General features: G+C 67.6%; 14 protein-coding genes. 3 read left to right on the top strand and 11 right to left on the bottom strand.

Annotated features, from left to right (window positions below; all coding sequences use genetic code 11):
* Positions 1–72: 72 nt before the first annotated feature.
* The 3 genes from Pth03_RS15785 to Pth03_RS15775 form a co-directional block, all read right to left on the bottom strand.
* Entirely contained in the window at positions 73–2,931 is a 2,859-nt protein-coding gene (locus Pth03_RS15785; protein ID WP_203945013.1) for a vitamin B12-dependent ribonucleotide reductase, read from the bottom strand.
* A 100-nt stretch (positions 2,932–3,031) separates the two neighbouring features.
* Entirely contained in the window at positions 3,032–3,493 is a 462-nt protein-coding gene (nrdR, locus tag Pth03_RS15780; RefSeq protein ID WP_203945012.1) for a transcriptional regulator NrdR, read from the bottom strand.
* A 215-nt stretch (positions 3,494–3,708) separates the two neighbouring features.
* Positions 3,709–4,140: a LysM peptidoglycan-binding domain-containing protein gene (locus Pth03_RS15775; protein ID WP_203945011.1), complete on the bottom strand. Its 432-nt coding sequence runs from the start codon at positions 4,138–4,140 to the stop codon at positions 3,709–3,711.
* Positions 4,141–4,600: 460 nt separating this feature from the next.
* Here Pth03_RS15775 and lexA point away from each other — a divergent pair, with 460 nt between their 5' ends.
* Positions 4,601–5,299, top strand: a complete 699-nt coding sequence (lexA, locus tag Pth03_RS15770; RefSeq protein ID WP_203945119.1) for a transcriptional repressor LexA — start codon at positions 4,601–4,603, stop codon at positions 5,297–5,299.
* 92 nt (positions 5,300–5,391) lie between these two features.
* The gene (locus Pth03_RS15765) at positions 5,392–6,492 is read left to right on the top strand and encodes a MalY/PatB family protein (RefSeq protein ID WP_239119074.1); all 1,101 of its coding nucleotides are present in this window, start codon (positions 5,392–5,394) and stop codon (positions 6,490–6,492) included.
* On the opposite strand, the gene Pth03_RS15760 is transcribed toward Pth03_RS15765, so the two are convergent.
* Both Pth03_RS15760 and leuS read right to left on the bottom strand, forming a co-directional pair.
* The gene (locus Pth03_RS15760; RefSeq protein WP_203945010.1) at positions 6,484–8,847 is read right to left on the bottom strand and encodes a preprotein translocase subunit SecA; all 2,364 of its coding nucleotides are present in this window, start codon (positions 8,845–8,847) and stop codon (positions 6,484–6,486) included. The genes Pth03_RS15765 and Pth03_RS15760 overlap by 9 nt on opposite strands.
* Positions 8,848–9,049: 202 nt before the next feature.
* Positions 9,050–11,560 (bottom strand): leucine--tRNA ligase, encoded by a 2,511-nt coding sequence (gene leuS / locus Pth03_RS15755; protein ID WP_203945009.1) that lies wholly within the window; start codon positions 11,558–11,560, stop codon positions 9,050–9,052.
* 694 nt (positions 11,561–12,254) lie between these two features.
* Here leuS and Pth03_RS15750 point away from each other — a divergent pair.
* Positions 12,255–13,904 carry a hypothetical protein gene (locus Pth03_RS15750; protein ID WP_203945008.1) on the top strand — a complete coding sequence of 550 codons (1,650 nt, stop codon included), beginning with the start codon at positions 12,255–12,257 and terminating at the stop codon, positions 13,902–13,904.
* 45 nt (positions 13,905–13,949) lie between these two features.
* Here the strand turns inward: Pth03_RS15750 and Pth03_RS15745 are convergent, their stop codons facing one another.
* From Pth03_RS15745 to Pth03_RS15720, 6 genes are all read right to left on the bottom strand, one after another.
* Entirely contained in the window at positions 13,950–15,224 is a 1,275-nt protein-coding gene (locus Pth03_RS15745) for a cytochrome P450 (RefSeq protein WP_203945007.1), read from the bottom strand.
* 68 nt (positions 15,225–15,292) lie between these two features.
* Complete coding sequence (locus Pth03_RS15740) at positions 15,293–15,430, bottom strand: hypothetical protein (protein WP_203945006.1); 138 nt, start codon at positions 15,428–15,430, stop codon at positions 15,293–15,295.
* Between the two features lie 39 nt (positions 15,431–15,469).
* Entirely contained in the window at positions 15,470–16,744 is a 1,275-nt protein-coding gene (locus Pth03_RS15735) for a cytochrome P450 (protein ID WP_203945005.1), read from the bottom strand.
* A gap of 351 nt (positions 16,745–17,095) precedes the next feature.
* Positions 17,096–18,352: an SAM-dependent methyltransferase gene (locus Pth03_RS15730; RefSeq protein ID WP_203945004.1), complete on the bottom strand. Its 1,257-nt coding sequence runs from the start codon at positions 18,350–18,352 to the stop codon at positions 17,096–17,098.
* 54 nt (positions 18,353–18,406) lie between these two features.
* Positions 18,407–19,780, bottom strand: coding sequence for an FAD-binding oxidoreductase (locus Pth03_RS15725; protein ID WP_239119072.1), 1,374 nt, complete (start codon positions 19,778–19,780; stop codon positions 18,407–18,409).
* 173 nt (positions 19,781–19,953) lie between these two features.
* Positions 19,954–20,931, bottom strand: coding sequence for an NAD(P)-dependent oxidoreductase (locus tag Pth03_RS15720; protein WP_203945003.1), 978 nt, complete (start codon positions 20,929–20,931; stop codon positions 19,954–19,956).
* Positions 20,932–20,933: the final 2 nt, after the last annotated feature.

The following is a 20,933-nucleotide window of genomic DNA, read 5'->3' as shown; positions in this document are numbered from 1 at the left end:
AGAGGGCCCGGCGGTCTTCCGCCGGGCCCTCCCGCTCACATTCCTACGGTGATCTGTGACTCCGCCGCGTCGTCAGCTGCAGCCACTGGTGCTGCCGCAACCCTCGCAGACGTAGCAGCTGCCCGCGGGCCGCATCTTCGTGCCGCAGGTCATGCACAGCGGGGCGTCCGCCGTACGGCCGGCGTGGCTTTCCAGTGACGGGATGAGCTCCAGCTCCGCCCGCGCCGGGGCGGGAGACGCCGCCGCGGGCTTGCCCTCGGCCGGCTTGTCCTCGATCGGAGCCGACTGGGCGAGGGCCGCGGTGTCCACGACCTCCTGGAGCGCCGCCGGGTCCTCACCGCGCGCCTGAAGCGTACGCTCCGCGGCCGAGAAGATGCCGAGGGCCGCCCGCTCCTCGTACGGCAGGTAGTCGAGCGCCAGCCGCCGGAAGATGTAGTCCATGACGGACTGCGCCATCCGGACGTCCGGGTCGTCGGTCAGCCCCGCCGGCTCGAACCGCATGTTGACGAACTTCTGGACGTAGGTGTCCAGCGGCACGCCGTACTGCAGGCCGATCGAGATGGCCACGGAGAACGCGTCCATGACGCCGGCGAGCGTGGAACCCTGCTTCGACATCTTGAGGAAGACCTCGCCGACGCCGTCGTCGGGGTAGGACGACGCGGTCATGTAGCCCTTCGCCCCGCCGACCGTGAAGCGCGTGGTCAGGCTCGGACGCTGGTTGGGCATCCGGCGACGCGTCGGGCGCGGCACCTCGATGACCTGCACGGCCGGCGTCTCGGCCTCGGCCTCGACCTCCTCGGTGGCCTTCTTGGCCGCCGACAGCGGCTGGCCGACCTTGCAGTTGTCGCGGTAGACGGCCAGCGCCTTGAGGCCGAGCTTCCAGCCCTGCATGTAGACCTGCTCGATGTCGTCGACGGTCGCCGACTCCGGCAGGTTGACCGTCTTGGAGATCGCGCCGGACAGGAACGGCTGGGCGGCCGCCATCATCCGCACGTGGCCCATGGGAGCGATGGCCCGCTCGCCCATGGCGCAGTCGAACACCTCGTAGTGCTCGGTCCGCAGGCCGGGGGCGTCGACCACGTGGCCGTGCTCGGCGATGAACTCGACGATCGCCTCGACCTGCTCCTCCTGGTAGCCGAGCCGCCGCAGCGCCCGCGGGATCGTCTGGTTGACGATCTGCATGGAGCCGCCGCCGACCAGCTTCTTGAACTTGACCAGGGCCAGGTCGGGCTCGATGCCGGTGGTGTCGCAGTCCATCATCAGGCCGATGGTGCCGGTGGGCGCCAGCAGCGATGCCTGCGCGTTGCGGTAGCCGTGGCGCTCGCCGAGCTTGAGGCACTCCTGCCACTGCTGGGTGGCCTCGGCGTGGATGGCCTTGTCCATGGCGTCGAGCGTGCGGAGGTCGTCGTTGGCCGCGGCGTGCTTGCGCATGACCCGCTTGTGCGGCTCCGCGTTGCGCTCGTACCCGTCGTACGGCCCGACGATCGCGGCCAGCTCCGCCGAGCGGCGGTAGGAGGTGCCGGTCATCAGCGAGGTGATCGCGCCGGCGATGGCGCGCCCGCCGTCGGAGTCGTAGGCGTGGCCGGTCGCCATGAGCAGCGCGCCCAGGTTGGCGTAGCCGATGCCGAGCTGCCGGTACGCACGGGTCGTCTCGCCGATCTTCTCGGTCGGGAAGTCGGCGAAGGTGATCGAGATGTCCATCGCGGTGATGATCAGCTCGGTGAGCTTCACGAAGTTCGGCACGTCGAAGGTGTCGTCGTCGCGCAGGAACTTCAGCAGGTTGATCGACGCCAGGTTGCAGGAGGAGTTGTCCAGGTGGAGGTACTCCGAGCACGGGTTGCTGGCGGTGATACGCCCGGTCTCCGGGCAGGTGTGCCAGTCGTTGATCGTGTCGTCGTACTGCAGGCCGGGGTCGGCGCACTCCCAGGCGGCCTGGGCCATCTTGCGGAACAGCCCCCTGCCGTCGACCTCCTCGATGACCTCGCCGGTCAGGCGGGCGCGCAGGCCGAACTTGCCGCCGGCCTCGACGACGTGCATGAACTCGTCGGAGACGCGGACCGAGTTGTTGGCGTTCTGGTACTGCACGGACACGATGTCCTTGCCGCCGAGGTCCATGTCGAACCCGGCGTCGCGCAGCGCGCGGATCTTGTCCTCTTCGCGCGCCTTGGTCTCGATGAACTCCTCGATGTCGGGGTGGTCCACGTCGAGCACGACCATCTTGGCGGCCCGGCGGGTCGCGCCGCCCGACTTGATCGTTCCGGCGGAGGCGTCGGCGCCCCGCATGAACGACACGGGGCCGCTGGCGGTGCCGCCGCTGGACAGCAGCTCCTTGGAGGAACGGATGCGGGACAGGTTGATGCCCGACCCGGAGCCGCCCTTGAAGATCACACCCTCTTCCTTGTACCAGTCGAGGATCGCTTCCATGGTGTCGTCGACGGCCAGGATGAAACAGGCGGACACCTGCTGGGGGGACAGCGTGCCGACGTTGAACCAAACGGGCGAGTTGAAGCTGAAGATCTGGTGGATCAGCGAGTGCTTGAGCTCGTGGTCGAAGATCTCGGCGTCCTCGGGGGAAGCGAAGTAGCCGTTCTCCACGCCGGTCTTGGTGTAGACGCCTACCACCCGGTCGACCAGCTGCTTCAAGCTCCACTCGCGCTGCGGCGTGCCGACCGCCCCGCGGAAGTACTTCGTCGTCACGATGTTGGCCGCGTTCACGGACCAGAACTCGGGGAACTCGACGCCGTGCTGCTCGAAGTTGACCGAACCGTCGCGCCAGTTCGTCATCACGACGTCGCGGCGCTCCCAGCGGACCTCGTCGTAGGGGTGCACTCCGGGGGTCGTGAAGATGCGCTTCATCTTCAGGCCCTTACGCGGCCGCTTGCCCCCGCGACCTCCGGTCCCTGACACGGTGCCGTTCACGATCTCCGTCATGACTTCCCCCTTCCAGGGCCCGCTGGAGCCCCATGTCGGACCACATGTCTCTATAACCACACCGAAGCGCCGGCCGATGTCCGGCCGGAAAGGTGGTCGCTTACTGCTCCACCGCGGCGCGCGCCACTCTCAGCTGCTCGATCTCGGCCTCGAAGTCGGCCAGGGTCTCGAATCCCCGGTAGACGGACGCGAACCGCAGGTAGGCCACCTCGTCGAGGTCGCGCAGCGGGCGGAGTATGGCCAGACCGACCTCATGGGACGCGATCTCCGCCGATCCGGTGCCCCGGATGCTCTCCTCTACACGCTGCCCGAGCTGCGCCAGAGAGTCTTCGCTGACCGGACGGCCCTGACAGGCTCGCCGGACACCGGCGATGACCTTGTCACGCGAGAAGGGCTCGGTCACGCCGCTGCGCTTGCTCACCATCAGCAGTACGGTCTCCTGCGTGGTGAATCTGCGCCCGCACTCCGAACATGTGCGGCGGCGGCGGATGGCCGCTCCGTCCTCGGTCGACCGGCTGTCCACGACCCGCGTGTCCGGATGACGACAGAACGGGCAGTACATGCCATCACCTCCCGGGAGACCTCACACCGTAACCACTAGGTATGGTGAACTTACATCCATGTGACTACTAGATGTTGTGGTCAACCGTAGGAGCGCCCGACCATGAACGCAAGTCGACCCGCCCCCTCGCCCTGAAGTCGCTGCTCAGCCCGCGTGTCACGGCCGTCACTCCCCCGTCACCCCGCCTTCGCCCTCCCGTCGCCCCCCGGCACCCGTCACCCCGGCATGCCGCTCGGCAGATAGAGCCGGGTGCCGGGCTGGATGAGCGACCCCGAGAGGCCGTTGATGTTCATGATCTGGCGGACCGTGGAGGCGGGATCGCCGCCGTTCCCCACGGCCGTCGCGATCGTCCACAGCGTGTCACCCCGCTTGACGTCCACGTACGGCAGGCCCTGCTGAGCGGGCGAGACGAGACCGGTGGAAGCGGTGACCACCGCATGGGTGCCCAGCAACAGGGCCCCGAGAGCGAACCCGGTGATCGCGCCGATCAGCACGATCTTGCCGCGCCGGGTCAGCCGGAGCGGCGGGTCGGGACGGCGCGCGGTGGCCGGGCGCGAGCGCGGCGCCGGACCGCGACCTCCCTCCGCGGACGCATGCGGGCGGCGCGCCTGACCCGGGCCGGCGACGGGGGCCGGACGCGGCCGCACCGCCTGCTTGGAGTCGGCGACGGCCGGGCGCGGCTTGAGCGGCCGGACCGCGGCGACCCGATCGGGCTGGGGCTCCTGCGAAGCTTCCCTAGGCGATCTCCGATGGATTTGTACGACATTCCCGTAGATTTCGCGAGCGTGTTCGCGAGTGCCGCGTTCACGCACACCGGCTCCTCGAGACCATGAAATGTCTGGATTGATGCGGACGACGTGGGGGATGTTGGGCTCCGGCCTCACGGCTGCCTCCCTTAACTGTTCCTGAGCTGCGCGGACACAGTTGAGAAGAAGATCGGAAAATCGAACACGATGTCGATCGAACTCCCGTACGATGTTGTACACCACGGCACCATCGATTTCGAGGACAATCGAACAATTGTTTGATAATGATCTTGAATCGAGGTACGGTCGCTCTGTGCGACTTGAGGAACACGGATTGAGAGGTGGCATCGTGAGCGACCGAATTGAGCAGGCGGAGAGCGTCAGCGATCTCGCGGTTCGCAGGCGCGACTCGCTTGGGCTCACCCCGAGGCAGCGAAAGATCCTTGAGGTGATCCGCGACTCGGTCCAGCAGCGCGGCTACCCGCCGTCCATGCGGGAGATCGGGGAGGCGGTCCAGCTGACCAGCACCTCCAGCGTTTCCCACCAGCTGACGGCGCTCCAGCGCAAGGGCTACCTGCGGCGCGACCCGCACCGGCCCAGGGCACTGGAGGTCAGGTTGCCCGGCGAGCCGGTGCTGTGGGTGGATCCCGACGCGGCGGAGGAGGAAGCCGGATTCAACCGGCCGACCGCGGCGTACGTTCCGCTCGTCGGCCGCATCGCCGCCGGTGGCCCGATCCTGGCCGAGCAGAGCATCGAGGACGTCTTCGCGCTGCCCAAGCAGCTCGTCGGAGAGGGCACGCTGTTCCTGCTCCAGGTGACCGGCGACTCGATGATCGAGGCGGCGATCGCCGACGGCGACTGGGTCGTCGTACGGCAGCAGCCCGTGGCCGACAACGGCGACATCGTGGCCGCCATGATCGAGGGAGAGGCCACGGTGAAGACCTTCAAGCGCAAGGACGGGCACGTGTGGCTGGTGCCGCACAACCCGAGCTACGAGCCCATACCCGGAGACGAGGCGACCGTGCTCGGCAAGGTGACGGCAGTCCTGCGCAAGCTCTAGGGACGTACGGCCAAGCTCCGCGGAGTCGATCGCACCCCCGCGGAGCAATAACCTATTCCGGCTGCAAAAGAGACGAAATAGGTTGTGTGTCCATGGCTCGTGATCTCGACTCCCTGACCCTTGACGACGCCCGTGCCCGCGACGGGATCAAGTGGGTGACCACTCCGCCCGACGTGATCCCGGCATGGGTCGCCGACATGGACTTCTCTCCTCCCGATGAAGTGCGTGAGGCCATCCTCCGCCGGGTCGAGACTGATCTCGGCTACCCGACCTGGGTCGACGACCCCCATGTCCCCCCGCTGGCCGAGGCGTTCGCCGAGCGCATGGCGAACAGGTACGGCTGGCAACTCGATCCCGGCCAGGTCAGGTCCTTCACGGACATCGCGCAGGCGCTCCAGGTCGTGCTGCGTCTCACCACCCGGCCCGGGGACACCGTTGCGATGCACGTGCCGGCCTACGACCCCTTCCTCCCGATGATCCCCGACATGGGGCTGCGACTGCTGCCGATCCCGATGGGGCCCGACGGCCGGTTCGAGATGCCGGACGAGCCCGCCTCCGTGGTCCTCCTGGTCAATCCGCAGAATCCGTCGGGCCGTTCCTTCACCCGTGCGGAGTTGACGGAGGTCGCCGAATACGCCGAGCGGCACGACGCCCTGGTCATCGCCGACGAGATCCACGCGGAGCTCATCTACGCCCCGGCGGTGCACATCCCCTTCGCCACGATCCTTCCGGCGCGCACCGTCACGCTCACCTCGGCGAGCAAGGCGTTCAACATGGGAGGTCTGCACTGTTCGGTCGCCCACCTGGGGGCCAGGGCCGTACGCGAAGCGCTGGCGAAGGAGCCGCCCAAGATCTACGGCACGGCGAGCATACTGGGCGTCGAGGCCACGATCGCGGCCTGGCGGCACGGCGACGCCTGGCTGCGTGAGGTGCTCACGATCCTGGACCGCAACCGGCAACTGGTCGCCAAACGGCTCTCGCCCCAGGTGGGCTACCGGATTCCGGAGGCGACCTACCTCGCGTGGCTGGACTTCGGCAGGGACGACGCCGCCGCGTTCGTCGAGCGGGAGGCGCGGGTGCGGATCAACCCCGGCACGATGTACGGCGGCGCGTCCACGCATGCCCGGCTCAACTTCGCCACGTCCGCTCCCATCCTCGAAGAGATGCTGGCACGCATCTCGGCGTCACTGTGACGACTCGACCTCGGCGGCGAAAAGCTCTTCAATCGCCTTCTCCTCGATGAGCCGCGTCATCGCGGTGAAGCGATCGACGCTGTCCTTGCGGTAACGCGCGAGGGGGTCGCCGCCGTGGATCGTTTCGAGATTGACCGCCTCCAACAGATCCCGCTGCTCGGAGAGGAACCTGCGCCAGTGGAGGTCGATGGCGCCCACCAGCACCGTCCGTCGCATCCGGGGCCAGTCTTCCGCTCCCACCTCGTCCATCCGGGCGGCAAGAGCGCGCTCCCCCGCCTGTCTCACGGCCGCCGTCAGTATGTCGCGCTGGGACGTGACATCGCCGGACGCCTCCGGAAGCACGACCCGCCTGCCCAGCAGGTTCCGCAGCGCCGTGCGCAATTCGTCGAGCTGCCACGCCCACGGTGAGACGCCTTGGAGAAACCTGCTCACATACCGGTCCAGGACAGCCGTCAGATGACCGCGGATCTCAGCGTCGAGATCCTCCCCGCTCAAGACCTGGTTACGCCACCGGTAGACCTCGGCTCGATGAGCTTCGTCGATTTCGTACTGGCTCAGCATCTCCTTGTACTTCTCCCCCAGCAGGGCGGCATAATTTTTCTGGATCTTCAACGACGCTCGCGAAAGCGGCGCGCCGTACATGGGCTCGTCTGGCATGAGACCCGACGGCGGCATCTTCTCCTTCACCAGGAGCGGATCTTTCGGGGCCATGAAGAACCGGGTCTCTCCCGGCTCGCCCGGATTCCCGGCCAGCTGCGCGAGCAGCTCATCGTCCCGCCGTAGCAGCCGCCGCTCTGATCCGATGACCAGCAGACCCCCGAGCTCGATCAGCTCGTCGCGATCCTCCGCGGTGGAGGCGGCGTCGCCCAGCCTGATATGCGTCGCCCGATAAGGGGCGTTCACCACGATGGTGACGGCCGCTCGTGCGCCCACTCCCGCCAGGATCTCGGCTTCCTCCTCCGGGGTGAGACCGGCCGTACTCCGGTACGCGACCTGCCTGGCCTCCAGCATCGCGCCCAGCATGTCGGCATTCTCGTCGGAGGTCACATCCACCAGAACGGGCTGGCCTCGCAGATGCCGTTCTGCGACGAGGTCGGCGATCCCCCTCCACTTCACCTCATCCGAGCGGCAGAAGAGATCTGCCTGATCGACCCGGAGGAGGGGCACCTGCGGCGGGATCACGGTCACGTCCAACCGGTAGAGGAGACGGTAGAGATCCCGATCCGTGCTCACCGAGCCGGTGAGCCCCGCCAGTTTGTCGTACAGGCGAAAGTAGGCCCACCTGGTGATCTCGGCCCCCGTCTGCCGGTCCTGGCTCACGGGGAGTCCTTCCTTGGCCTCGATCGCCCGATGGAGACCGTCGCCGAAGTGGAAGGTGAGATCCAGCGTTCCGCTCTTCTGGTCGAGCTTGACCACCGCGCCATCGTGAACGACATAGTGCTCACCGGCGTGGTAAAGCTCCTTCGCCTCCAAAGACGACTCCAGGAAGCGGACGAGCAGGCCGTAGTTCGGGTTGTAGAGGTCATCGATGCCGAGCAGGCTCTCGGCCCGCTTGATGCCCGCTTCGGATACCGTCACCCGGCTTTCCTTTTCGACGACCTGGTAGTCGACGTCCCGGCGCAATCCGGCCGCGACCCAGGCGAAAGTCTTGATCCACGGGGAAGGCGCGTCGCCGATCTCGGAGACCACAGTCGTCGTCTGCACGTCGTCGATCATGAGCGCCCCGGCCTCGTCGACCACCGCGAACCCGAGGCCCCGCTGCACCCGCTCGTCTTCTGCCATGACCAGGTTGTCGCTGAGATAGTCGGAGCAGAATCGGAAGGTCACACCGAACACGACATCGGCCACATAAGCGGCGCGACGGGCCTCTCTCGTCATATCGCCTATCAGCACGCCGGTCTCGAGGCCCAGACGCTCCAGGACGCCGCCGAGACGGGTCGCGTGACGCCGGGCCGTGAACTCGTCCCGGGTCAGCACGTGCACGGGCTCCCCGGTCAGGGCGTTGAGGTAGGCGGCCGGCACCATGGCCGTCATCGGCTCCTCGGCGGGGTGCATCTCCGCGATCAGACCCCGGTGCAGAGCCGCCGCTCCCCGCAGGTGGGCGTCGGTGACGTCGACGTCCGACTCCCGGCGCGCCGCCTCCCTGACCGTGGCGAACGCCTCGGGCAGCAGCGTGTCCAACGGCTCGCCCTCGGCCACCCGCCGCCGGAAGAGCTCGGTGAGCCGCCGCAACTCTTCGTCCGACCGGGCCTCCATGGCGGCCTCGAAGCCGCGTACCGCGTCCAGCATGCGCCGGTCGGCGCGCATGGCCTTGGACGTTCCGAATCCCCCACCGCGCAGCCAGCGAACGCGCACGCGTCACCCCTCGGGCCGATGCTCTGATTCGCCCCCTGAGGCCTGCGCCCCATCCCCCGAAAGAGCACGACATCGCCATGACATCACGGCATATATGACGCTCTCAAGAGCGCATGCTCGTACGGCCGGCCACAGGAGCGGCGCCGGCCGTACGAGATGGGCCTGTCAGAATGGCGAGGAGCACATCGTGACGCGGTGGGCGTCAGGGGACGATGTTGACCAGCTTGGGAGCGCGCACGATCACCTTGCGGGGATCGCCATCGAGATACGGCGCGACCTTGTCGGAGGCCAGCGCCAGCTCGCGCAGATCGTCCTCGGAGATCTCCGGGGAGACCTCCAGACGGTCGCGCACCTTCCCGGCCACCTGGACGACGGCGGTGACCGACTCGCGGACCAGCAGCGCGGGGTCGGCGGACGGCCAACCGGCCCTCACGATCGACGGCCCGTGCCCGAGCCGCTCCCAGCCCTCCTCCGAGACGTACGGCGCGACCAGCGAGAGCATGACGGCCAGCGTCTCGGCGGCCTCGCGCACGGCGGGATCGGCGGCACCGGGGCCGGAGTCGATCGCCTTGCGGACGGCCGACGTCAGCTCCATCATGCGGGCGACCGCGACGTTGAAGCGGTAGGTCTCGACCAGCTTGGTGACCTCGTCGATGGTCCGGTGGGTCACCTTGCGCAACTCGACGTCACCGGTCGCGGGGTCGGCGCCGGGCGCGGAGGCGGCGCCCGCCTCGGCCATCACCCGGAACGCACGCGCCAGGAACTTCTGCGACGCGGCGGGCGACACGTCGGCCCAGTCGATGTCGTCCTCGGGCGGCCCGGCGAACACCATGGTCAGCCGGACGGCGTCCACGCCGAAGGAGTCGATCTGCTGGCCCAGGTCGACGCCGTTGCCCAGCGACTTGGACATCGCCTTGCCTCGGTTGATCACCTGACCCTGGTTCAGCAGGCGCACGAACGGCTCGGTGAAGTCGACCATGCCCATGTCGTGCAGGACCTTGGTGAAGAACCGCGAATACAGCAGGTGCAGCACCGCGTGCTCGACACCGCCGACGTACTGGTCAATCGGGCCCCACTTGCGGACCTTCTCGACGTCGAACGGCCCGTCCTCGTAGTGCGGGTCGACATAACGCAGGAAGTACCACGACGAGTCGACGAAGGTGTCCATGGTGTCGGTGTCCCGCTGCGCGGGCCCGCCGCACTTGGGGCACTCGACGTTGACCCAGTCGGTGGCGGCGGCCAGCGGCGAGACACCCTTGGGCTTGAGGTCGGCGCCGCGCAGGTCGGGCAGCGTGACGGGCAGCTGCTCGTCCGGCACCGGCACCTCGCCGCAGTCGGGGCAGTGGATGATCGGGATCGGCGTGCCCCAGAAGCGCTGGCGCGACAGCAGCCAGTCGCGCAGGCGGAAGTTGACGGTCGCCTTGCCGGTGCCGCGCTCGGCCAGGATCTCGATGATCCGCGCGATGCCCTCGGCCTTGGACAGGCCGTCCAGCGGCCCGGAGTTCACCAGCGTGCCCTCACCCGGGGTCGCGATGCCGGTCTCGCCAGGGTCGGCCATACCGGTGTGCACCACGACCTTGACGGGCAGGCCGAACTTCACCGCGAAGTCGAGGTCGCGCTGGTCGTGCGCGGGCACCGCCATGATCGCGCCATGGCCGTAGTCGGACAGCACGTAGTCGGCCGCCCAGACCGGAATGCGCTCCCCGTTGACCGGGTTGATCGCGTACGTCCCCAGGAAGACTCCGGTCTTCTCCTTCTCGGTGGACAGCCGCTCGATGTCGGAGAGCTTGGCGACCTCGGACCGGTAGGCGTCGAGCGCCTCACGCCGGTCAGGGGTGACGATCTCCTCGGCCAGCGGCGCGTCCGCGGCGACGACGAAGAACGTCGCACCGTACAGGGTGTCAGGGCGGGTGGTGTAGACGGTGACGGGCTCGTCGCGGCCCTCGATCTGGAACTGGACGTCGGCGCCCGTGGAGCGGCCGATCCAGTTGCGCTGCATGGTCAGCACGCGCTCGGGCCAGCCGCCCTCCAGCTGCGCCATGTCGTCGAGCAGCCGGTCGGCGTACTCGGTGATCTTGAAGTACCACTGCGTCAGCTCGCGGCGGACCACCTCGAATCCGCACCGCTCGCATCGGCCCGCGACGACCTGCTCGTTGGCCAGCACCGTCTGGTCGTTCGGGCACCAGTTGACCAGGCCGCCCTTGCGGTAGGCCAGGCCGCGCTCGAAGAAGCGGTTGAACAGCCACTGGTTCCAGCGGTAGTACTCCGGGTCGCTGGTGTGCAGGCGGCGGGACCAGTCGAAGGAGATGCCGTACCGCTTGAACGAGGTGGCCTGGGTCTCGATGTTCGCGTAGGTCCACTCGGCGGGGTGCGCGTTGCGCTTGATCGCCGCGTTCTCCGCGGGCAGGCCGAAGGAGTCCCATCCGATCGGGTGCAGGACGTTGTCGCCCCGCTGCATCCAGTACCGCGCGACGACGTCACCGATGGCGAAGACCTCGCCGTGGCCCATGTGAAGGTCACCCGAGGGGTAGGGGAACATGTCGAGCATGTACGTGCGCGGCCTGGTGTCGGCGGCGTCCTCCGCCGCGGCGAAGGGCTTCAGCTCCTCCCACCGCTGCAGCCACTTGGCCTGCAGTGCCTGCGGGTCGTACACCGGCTCGTCCACTTCCACTCCTCGCCAGGCGACTGATCGTTGATGAAGGCGCCTGCTCATGACGGAGCCCCCCGCTCCACACGAGGGGCAGCCTGCGTTTCCGCGTGTCATGCCGACTCGGACAGCTGCCTAAAGCAGGGTTTCGGCACGCGAGTCCAGCGTAGCGCAGACAACAATGCGGTCGCCGTCGGATAATCGGGGCCTGACCATGCAAGTCAACGCGCGATGCCCGATGGTGACAGATCCGTAGTCACCTCTTATGTCCCGTTAGTCTACTGTCTTCGCTGTGGCAAACCCCTTCCCGGACCTCCCCATGCAGGATCCGCCCACCGATCCCACAGGGGAGCAGTTTCGTGGTGCATTCTCCGGTTTCGCTGCGGCAACCCCCACGCCGCATGAGAACATGCCAAGCACCCACAATCCGGGCATGATTTCGGGAGGTCGCATGCCCTCGGACCGCGACGAGCCACGCGAAGCATCATGGCCGGAGATGCCTCCGGGCTGGCCCGAGGTCCCCTCAGCACCTTCGGCCTCACCGTTCGCCAGCCCCGCGCCCCCCTTCGGCGAACCCGGCCCCGCGGCCGCGCGGCCCGCGGCCCCAATCACCCGCGCCACCCCTGACTGGCCCGGGTCCGAGAACTCGGGACCCTCCTGGCCAGGCGCGTCGCCGTCCGAATCGGCCCGGCCCGGCTCCCAATCACCGTCCGGTTCCCCATGGCCCGAGCCGTCGTCCGCGCCGGGCGACACCGCGTGGATGCCGGCCACTCCGCCCGCGCCCCCCGAGCCCGCGCGCCGCCCGAGCGAGCTGGCCGATGTGTGGACGCCCAAGCGCCCCGTCGAGCCCTTCGGTTCCGACCCTCTCGGGTTGGACCCTCTCGGTTCCAATTCGCTGAGCCCCGACTCACTCCGGTCGGACCCACTCCGGTCCGACCCCCTCGGGGGCGGCGGCTCCGCCGGCACGGCATGGTCTGACACGGGTGCCACCTCAAGGGCGGCCGACACGGCACGGGGAGCACAGCAGGAGCCCGCCGACTCTGCGTGGAGCTCGCCCGCCAGGCTGGACGACACCGGATGGTCCAGCTCGGGATCTTCGTCCGACACGGCATGGCCGGCCTCGGGGTCACCCGCTGCGCCGGCTGACACGGCCTGGCCCGGATCCAGCTCGGGCTCCGGCCCGAGCGAGCCCGCATGGCCGGGAACCGGGACGTCGTCCGCCGACGCCGCATGGCCGGGCACCGGGACGTCGGCCGCGACCACCGAGTCCACCTGGTCTCGCTCGGCCGCCTCCACCTCCGCCTGGGCCACCCCCTCGGCCGGCGCATTCGCCTCGGGTACCTCCGCCTTGGACGCCCCCGTTTCCGGCGCGCCCACGCAGGACGCCGCGGGCGCGGCCGCCCCGCCGTGGCCGGTGCCCGGCTCGTCCCCCGCCGCTCCCGCCGTACCCGACGCGTTCGACCGGGGGTTCGCCACGCCCGGGCAGGCGACGCCCGCATGGTCTGGGACGTCGGCCGATCCCGCGCAGCAGGCCCCTGCCTCCCAGGACCAGGGGGCGGATCCGTACAAGCCATTCGTGACGGCGGGGCAGATCAGCGGCCCGAAGACGCCGCCCGCGCACCGGCAGCAGGAGCTGTGGGACACGGTCTTCGGCGACGAATACCAGTCGGATGAATACGACGACGAGGAGCAGGGCCGGCCCATCTGGGTGATCGCCCTGGTGGTGACCGTGCTCCTCGCATTGATCGGCATCGTGGTCTGGGCCTTCCTTGCCGGACCGCTCAGCTCCGGTGACAGCGCCGGCGCCTCGGCGCCCACCCCCAAGCCGTCCACGTCGGCGACCTCGGCCAAGCCGACGGCGCAGTTCCCGGCTCTGGCCGCGTTCACCGGCAAGCCCTCCCCGGTCAGGGGCAAGGTGAACGACACCGAGGCCGCCATCTCGCTGCCCAAGCTCGGCGGCCCCTGGCGGGTGGACACCACCGGCGCGCAGACCGCGTACGGTTTCACGACGCGGCAGTTCGTCTCCGCGGGCGTGACCACGGCGGGCAAGCGCGAGTACGCACAGGTGATGTCGGGCCCGTTGCCCCAGTCGCTGTCGGCGAAGTACACCTCGCCGAACAAGCTCTCCCCGGTGGTCGCCGCAGTGATGACCACGGCACGCCAGTCGTTGTTCCCCAAGGGGAACAAGGCCGCCAAGCTCGCGCAGCAGCGCTACTCGCACAACGGCCTGAACGGTCTCCTCGTGACGTACAAGGTCACTGTCGACCAGGAGGTCACCACGGTGGCCGTGGCCGCGCTCGACGTCGGCAAGGACGTGCCCTCGATCGTCTACGTGTCGGTTCCCGGGCTCAAGGACAACCTCCTGCCCGACATCAACACCGTCTTCGCGTCGGTCCGCCCGATCGGGTAGCCGTGCTCTCCCCTCCGCCTTTTCGCGGAGGGGAGAGCACGGCGGTTAAAAGGTGCAATCCATGCGCTTGATGCCGTTGATGAAGCTGGAGAACAGGCGCTCGGGCTCCCCGGCCTCGATCTTGGGCACCCGCCGGAGCAGCTCGCGGAACATGACGGTGATCTCCCGCCGGGCCAGATGAGCCCCCAGGCAGAAATGCGGGCCGGGCCCGCCGAACCCCACATGCGGGTTGGGTGAGCGCATGATGTCGAAGACGTCCGGGTCGGTGAAGACGCTCTCGTCGCGGTTGGCGGACCAGTAGTAGAGGACGACCTTCTCCCCCTTGCGGTAGAGGTTGCCGTTCATCTCGTGGTCACGGGTCACCTTGCGCCGCATGTAGTTGACCGGCGAGGCCAGCCTGACGATCTCCTCGACGGCGCCGGGCGCCCGGCCGTCGATGTCCTCGATCCACCGGCGTCTCTGGTCGGGGTTGAGCGTCAGCAGGCGCATGCCGTACGAGATGGCGTTGCGGGTGGTCTCGTTGCCGGCGACGACGAGCAGGATGAAGAAGGAGCCGAGCTCCTGCGCGGTCAGGCGCTCCCCGTCGATGTTGGCGTTCACCAGGGACGACGTCAGGTCGTTGGTGGGATTGCCGAGCCTTTCGGCCGCGAGCCTCTGCACGAGCTCCTGAAGCTCCATGGCGGCGGTGAGCAGGGCCGTCCCGACCGACTCGGGGTCGCTGACGTATTCGGGGTCGTTGCCGCCGAGGATCATGTTCGACCGGTCGAAGACGAAGGCGTATTCACTCTCGGGGATGCCCATCATGTCGCAGATGATCTTCAGCGGGAGCCGGGCGGCCACCTCGGCGACGAAATCGCAGCCGGAGCCCTTCTCCAGCAGGTCGTCGACGATCCGTGCCGCGGCGACCTCCACGTCGGCCTCGAACTGCCTGATCATCTTGGGAGTGAAGGCGCGTGACACGATGCGGCGCAGGCGGGCGTGCCGGGGGTCGTCCATGCTGATCATCGAGCCGAAGTATTCGGTGAACTCGGCCGGCATGTCGATGATGTTGGTCGCGCCACCCAGGCCCGAGGCGAAGATTTCCGGGTTACGGCTGGCCTCCAGGATGTCGGCATGCCGTACGAGCGCGTGATATCCGAGGCCCTTGACCGAGACGAACGAGACATCGGGCTCTTCGAAGAAGGCGGGCCTGTCCAACTCCCGCAGCAGGCGGAAGGCGTGTTCCCGATCCGCGGGCGGACGCGACCAGAAGGTCCAGTCGGACAGATTGATGTCAGCGGCCGACCCGATGGGAAAATGCTCCGCAGGCGGAGTCCTCATGGCCGATCCTCCCGGGGGTTTTGGAACTAGAACGACATTCGGTTTTATCCTGCCACACCCCACCGCCTTTACCCGTGATCATGCAGAAGTTCGCGAAAATACCCGCCGGCCAGCGCACCTTTGTTGGCGTGATCATACAGAAGTTCGCCGAAACGGTCCGGACCAGCGGCTTCGCGAATCGTGATCATGCAGAAGTTCGGAAACATGGTCTCCCACCTGCGCGAACACCGAGCGTGATCATGCAGTCAGAAGCGGAAACGCATGTGCTTGATGCCGTTAATGAAATTAGACAAAAGGTAAGAAGGCTCACCTTCCACCCGAATTTCTGGCATACGGGTGAAAAGCTCACGGAACATCACTGTGATCTCACGCCTGGCGAGATGGGCGCCGAGGCAGTAATGCGGACCAGGCCCACCGAATCCGACGTGCGGATTCGGTGCGCGGGTGATGTCGAAGACGTCCGGATCCACAAAGACGGCTTCATCACGGTTGGCCGAGTTGTAGAACAGCAGGACCTTGTCGCCTTTCTTGTAGTCCATGCCGTTCATCGTGTGATCACGCGCGAGCGTGCGGCGGAACTGGATGACCGGAGTCGAATAGCGGATGATTTCTTCGACGGCGCCCGGGATGTACTTCTCGAAATCACTCATCAGCAGTTCACGCTGACCGGGATTGTCGGTGAACGCCTTCAGCCCGTGACTGATGGCATTGCGCGTCGTCTCGCTTCCCGCCACGACCAGCAGGATGAAGAACGATCCGAGCTCCTGCGTGGTGAGCCGCTCGTCCCCGTTGACCAGCAGGCTGGTCAGGTCACCGGTCGGGTTGAGGCGGCGCTCACGGCCGAGGCGCTGGGCCAGCGCGCTGAGCTCGTGGCCCGCCTGAAGCAGCTTGATCAGGCCACGCGCGGTCGCCCATCGGCTCGGCCGCGCCTCCGGCCGCGCGTAGTTGACCCCGAACCCCGAATATTCCGAGTCGGCGTTAGCCAAGATCGTGTTCGTACGGCTAAGCACCATGCCATGAAATTTTGGCGGAATACCGATCATGTCACATATGACTTGTACGGGGAGTTTTGCGGCAATCTGGGGGACGAAGTCGCCGGGGCCCTCCTTGACGGCCCGATCGACGATCTCTTCAGCCGCTCGCTGAAGGTCCTCCTCCATCTTGGCGAGGACGCGGGGCGTGAAAGCCCGCGAGACGATCCGCCGCAGCCTCGCATGCCGGGGGTCGTCCATATTGATCATCGAGCCGAAGTACAGGGCCAGCCAGCGGGGCATGTCCGGAATGCTGTTGGACGTCGGCTCGCTGCTGAACACGCCGGCGTTCCTGCTGGCCTCGGACACGTCCGCATGCCGTACGAGCGCATAGAAGCCGCGCCCGTGAGGCAGGAAAGGGATCTTGTCCTCGGGGAGGAAGACCGGCCGATCCAGCTCACGAAGCCGCCGGAAGGCTTCCAGGCGCTGAGCGCGAGGCTGCCCCCAGAACGGAATGCGCGAAAGATCGAGTTCCGGCGCGACACTCATTCCACCAACGTTGTCCACGCGGTGGGATGCGTCAAGTCTCGCCGCGGTCCGTGCATGATCACGCCCGATGTCGGCGCAGTTCAGGCCGGCCGGGCACGAACTTCTGCATGATCACGATCTGCGTCGTCGCAGCTCGTCGTGCCTGCACGCGAGCTTCTGCATGATCACGCCCCGAGTCCGCGCAGCTCAACGCACATGCACCCGAACTTCTGCATGATCACGGCCCGAGTTTGCGCACCTCAACCCGCACGCATGCGAACTTCTGCATGATCACGCGCAAGGGGGAGGGGCGCTCCAAAAGGGCGCGCAAACCGCGCGCCCTTTTCGCGGCGCTTCTCTCCTCGGAGCCGATCAGGGCCAGGAGATCGAGGGGCGGAGCGGAACCTGCGCGGACGCGTTGTCGTCGAGCCTGACGCCGAGCACCTGGTGCAGCTGCACCTTGTTCCGCTCGAACCCGACCACGCAGCCCGCCATGTAGAGGCGCCAGACCCGGGCGGTGCCCTCGCCCACCTCGGCGACGGCCTCGTCCCAATGGTCGTCGAGGTTCTTGCACCACTCGCGGAGGGTCAGCGCGTAGTGCTCGCGCAGGTTCTCCTCGTGGCGGATCTCGTAGCCGATGTCCTCCATCTGGCGGACCAGGTGGCCCACCGACTCCAGCTCACCGTCGGGGAAGACGTAGCGGTTGATGAAGCCGCCCTGGTTGATGGTCTTCTCGATGCCGGTGGGGCGGGTGATGCAGTGGTTGAGCAGCCGGCCGCCCGGCTTGAGCTTGCCGTACAGGAAGGAAAAATACGACGCGAGCTGGGCCTTGCCGATGTGCTCGGTCAGGCCGATCGAGCTGACCCGGTCGAAGCCGGTCTCGGCGACGTCGCGGTAGTCCATGTACCGGACCTCGGCCAGCTCGGACAGGCCCGCCTCGGCGATCGCCTTCTGCGCCCATTCGGCCTGCTGGCGCGACAGCGTCACGCCGAGTCCCTTGACGCCGTACTCCCGGGCGGCGTGCATCACCATGCCGCCCCAGCCGCACCCCACGTCGAGCAGGCGCATGCCCGGCTGGAGGTCCAGCTTCTTGGCCACGAGGTCGAACTTGGTGTACTGCGCCTCCTCGAGCGTCGCGTCGGCGGACGGGAAGACCGCGCAGGTGTACGCCATCGAGGGACCGAGCACCCACTCGTAGAACTTGTTGGAGACGTCGTAGTGGTGGTGGATCGCCTCGGCGTCACGCTGCTTGGCGTGGCGGCTGCCGAGCCGGGCCATGGTGCTGCGGCGCATCTCCTGCGGCGGCGGGGGGGCCTTCATCAGCAGCGGCTTGGGGCCGAGGGTGCGGATGGCGGCGATCTTCTCGCTGAGCGGCAGGTCGTTGAGCGTCAGCGACCACATGCGGTCGAGCAGCGTGTACATGTCGCCGTGCACGTCGATGTGCCCGGAGATGTACGCCCTCGCGAGGCCCATCTCGCCCGGCGCCTTGGCGAGGTAGGCCACCGCCTGAGGCGACTTCACGTCGATGCGGATGTCGCTGTCGGACCCCGCCTTGCTTCCGTCGTACGCGGTGAACTGCACGCCCGCGTCACTGCCAACGATTTTCTCGAAAATCTCGGCAAGAGTCATTTCAACCTCTCCCCACGTACGAAATCTCGTACGAAATCCACACGTAGGAACTGCCTACCGGGCCCGAACACACTTGTCGTACAGGTCGAGCAGCCGCCCACCCGGATCGTACGAATGCTTGACCGGCCAGTACGAGTCCCCGTTGTACAGCCGCCAGAACTCCTCGCGCTCATAGAAGGAGCTGGAGTACAGCGACTTGTGGCCACCGAGCCTGTGCACGTCACGCTCGATGAGACGGTTGTAGTAGCCGTCCTGCTGACCACGCGGCAACGGGACCATGCCCCAGAAGCCGAAGTTGATGTAGAGCTTGCCCGGCTCCAGCGGGTAGATCGGCCAGTCGCGGGTCGCCTTCAACGGGCACATCCAGACGGGCGCCATGCCGACCTCGTTCTGGAAGAACTCGAGGAACTCGGCGCCACGCTCGACCGGCACCTCGACGTCCTGGATGACCGACTCGCTCACCGGCCTGTCCCGCCACCGGTCGATCCGGGCGGTCACCCCGTGCTTCTGGTCGAACCCGACCAGCTTGCGGTACACGTCCGAGCGCAGCCAGCGCCGCGGCACCAGGGAGCGGACCAGCGGCTGCTGCACGCCGAACGCGCGCGAGCACCAGAACCAGTCGGTGTCCCAGCGCCACAGGTAGTCGCGCACGGTGAGCCAGTCACGGGGACGGGTGCGGATCGACTGGTAGTAGATGCGCATCCCGGTGTAGTCGGACGTGTACGGCGCCTTGTCCGCGAATGTGCCGACTGTGATGTACAGCTCGTTCGGGCTGAAGTACGTGCCGTCCACGAAGTCGACCTGCTCGCCCTCGTGCCGCCGACTCTCGCAGATCTCCTGCATGGCGAGCATGCATTTGTCGGCGTCGGTGAAACGGATGTGCGTCAGGCGTACGAACGGCTTGACCTTGGCCAGCTTGATGCGGATGCGCAGGGCGTAGCCCAGCGTGCCGTAGGAGTTGGGAAAGGCGTTGAAGAGGTCGGCGTACTCGTTGTCGGCACGGGCCACGACGACCCGCCCGTCGCCGGTGAGGATCTCCAACTCCTCCACCGACTCGTGCGGCAGGCCGTCCTTGAAGCTCGTCGACTCGATGCCGAGACCGGTGACCGCGCCCCCGAGCGTGATCGTCTTCAGCTGTGGCACCACGTACGGCATGAGCCCGTACGGCAACGTGGCGTCCACCAGGTGCTCGTAGGTCGTCATGCCCTGGACCTCGGCCGTCATGGCCACGGGGTCCACCTCGATCACCTGATCCAGGTCCCTGGCCGACAGCGACGCCGTCTTGGCGGACTCGCGGAACCGGAACAGGTTCGTGGTCGCCTTGGCAAGCCGCGGAGCCGCGTCCTCGGGCATCGCCGCGAAGGACTCCCTGATCTGCTCGACTGCCTTCTTATGGGCGGTCATATCGGTCGTCGCGCCCGCTGGCATGACACCACCCCCATGGATCATCAAGACCGCCCTCTAGGCAAGCTATCCCTGGAAAACACCGCAGACCAGAGTAGACACGTTACGCTCGCGAAAATCATCCGGGTATCCCATAGCAATCGGCAAGATGCGGAAATCCCACCGCCAGGTGGCCTGGCCGAACACATCTGCGCAGGTCAACGACGTCGAATGGCGGGGGTCACCCCGTTGACGACATTGGCCACCGGGCGCCCCCCGACCGCGGCGGCCAGGTTGTCCAGCACGGCCTGAAGGAGCCGGCCGGTGGCCTGCGGGGTCGCGCCTGCGGCGTGCGGAGACAACAGGACGTTCGTGCACGAGCGCAACGGATCATCGGCGCCGGGCGGCTCGGAGTCGTAGACGTCGAGCGCCGCCCCGGACAGGTGACCCGACTCCAATGACGCGATCAGCGCGTCCTGGTCGACGATCCCACCCCTGGCCGCGTTGACGAGCACGGCCCCCGCCGGCATACGCGACAGCCGTACGGCGTCGAACATGCCGCGTGTCTCGTCGGTCAGAGGGACGGCGAGCACCAGCACGTCACTGGAGGCGGTCAGGGAGTCCAGGTCGAGGTAGGCCGCGCCGTACGACTCCTGCTTGGCGGTGCGGGACCAGTAGGACACCTGGCACCCCAGCGCGCCGAACTTGCGGGCGCAGGAGGCGCCGACCGGGCCGAAGCCGACGACGCCGACGCGGGCTCCGGCGAGTTCGCGGCGCTGGACGGTGAACTGCGGCCAGCCGCCCGCCCGCATCTCCCGGTCGCTCGAGGCCAGGTGGCGCAGCAACGCCAGTGCCGCGGCGAGACACCATTCGGCGACCGCGTCGGCGTTGACGCCCGCCGTGTTCGCCACCGGCACGCCGGCCTTCGCGAGCGCGTCGAGGTCATGCCCGTCCACGCCGACCGACGGCTGCTGTAGGAAGGCCAGCCGGGGGGCATGCCGTACGGCTTCCGCGTCGAGCGCGAGCATGCCGCTCCAGTCACCCACGACGATGTCGGCCTCGGGCAGGGCCTCCAACAGGGCCGCACGGTCGCGCCGGGCGGGGACGGTGATGTCGATGCGATCGTCCAGGCTGCCGAGGAGACCGCGTAAAGCTTCCTCGGGCAGCGGGGGAAGTGCCAGAAGCTTCCAGATCATGG

It is taken from the genome of Planotetraspora thailandica, assembly GCF_016863335.1.
Taxonomy (GTDB): domain Bacteria; phylum Actinomycetota; class Actinomycetes; order Streptosporangiales; family Streptosporangiaceae; genus Planotetraspora; species Planotetraspora thailandica.
The sequence above is the reverse complement of the archived record's forward strand: the minus strand, read 5'-3'. Positions and strand labels throughout refer to the sequence as shown.

Coding starts and splice junctions, on each gene's coding strand:
- Pth03_RS15785 (WP_203945013.1), bottom strand. CDS start 2,931: ATGACGGAGATCGTGAACGGCACCGTGTCAGGGACCGGAGGTCGCGGG.
- nrdR (WP_203945012.1), bottom strand. CDS start 3,493: ATGTACTGCCCGTTCTGTCGTCATCCGGACACGCGGGTCGTGGACAGC.
- Pth03_RS15765 (WP_239119074.1), top strand. CDS start 5,392: ATGGCTCGTGATCTCGACTCCCTGACCCTTGACGACGCCCGTGCCCGC.
- leuS (WP_203945009.1), bottom strand. CDS start 11,560: ATGAGCAGGCGCCTTCATCAACGATCAGTCGCCTGGCGAGGAGTGGAA.
- Pth03_RS15750 (WP_203945008.1), top strand. CDS start 12,255: ATGCCGGCCACTCCGCCCGCGCCCCCCGAGCCCGCGCGCCGCCCGAGC.
- Pth03_RS15745 (WP_203945007.1), bottom strand. CDS start 15,224: ATGAGGACTCCGCCTGCGGAGCATTTTCCCATCGGGTCGGCCGCTGAC.
- Pth03_RS15740 (WP_203945006.1), bottom strand. CDS start 15,430: ATGTTTCCGAACTTCTGCATGATCACGATTCGCGAAGCCGCTGGTCCG.
- Pth03_RS15735 (WP_203945005.1), bottom strand. CDS start 16,744: ATGAGTGTCGCGCCGGAACTCGATCTTTCGCGCATTCCGTTCTGGGGG.
- Pth03_RS15730 (WP_203945004.1), bottom strand. CDS start 18,352: ATGACTCTTGCCGAGATTTTCGAGAAAATCGTTGGCAGTGACGCGGGC.
- Pth03_RS15725 (WP_239119072.1), bottom strand. CDS start 19,780: ATGCCAGCGGGCGCGACGACCGATATGACCGCCCATAAGAAGGCAGTC.
- Pth03_RS15720 (WP_203945003.1), bottom strand. CDS start 20,931: ATGATCTGGAAGCTTCTGGCACTTCCCCCGCTGCCCGAGGAAGCTTTA.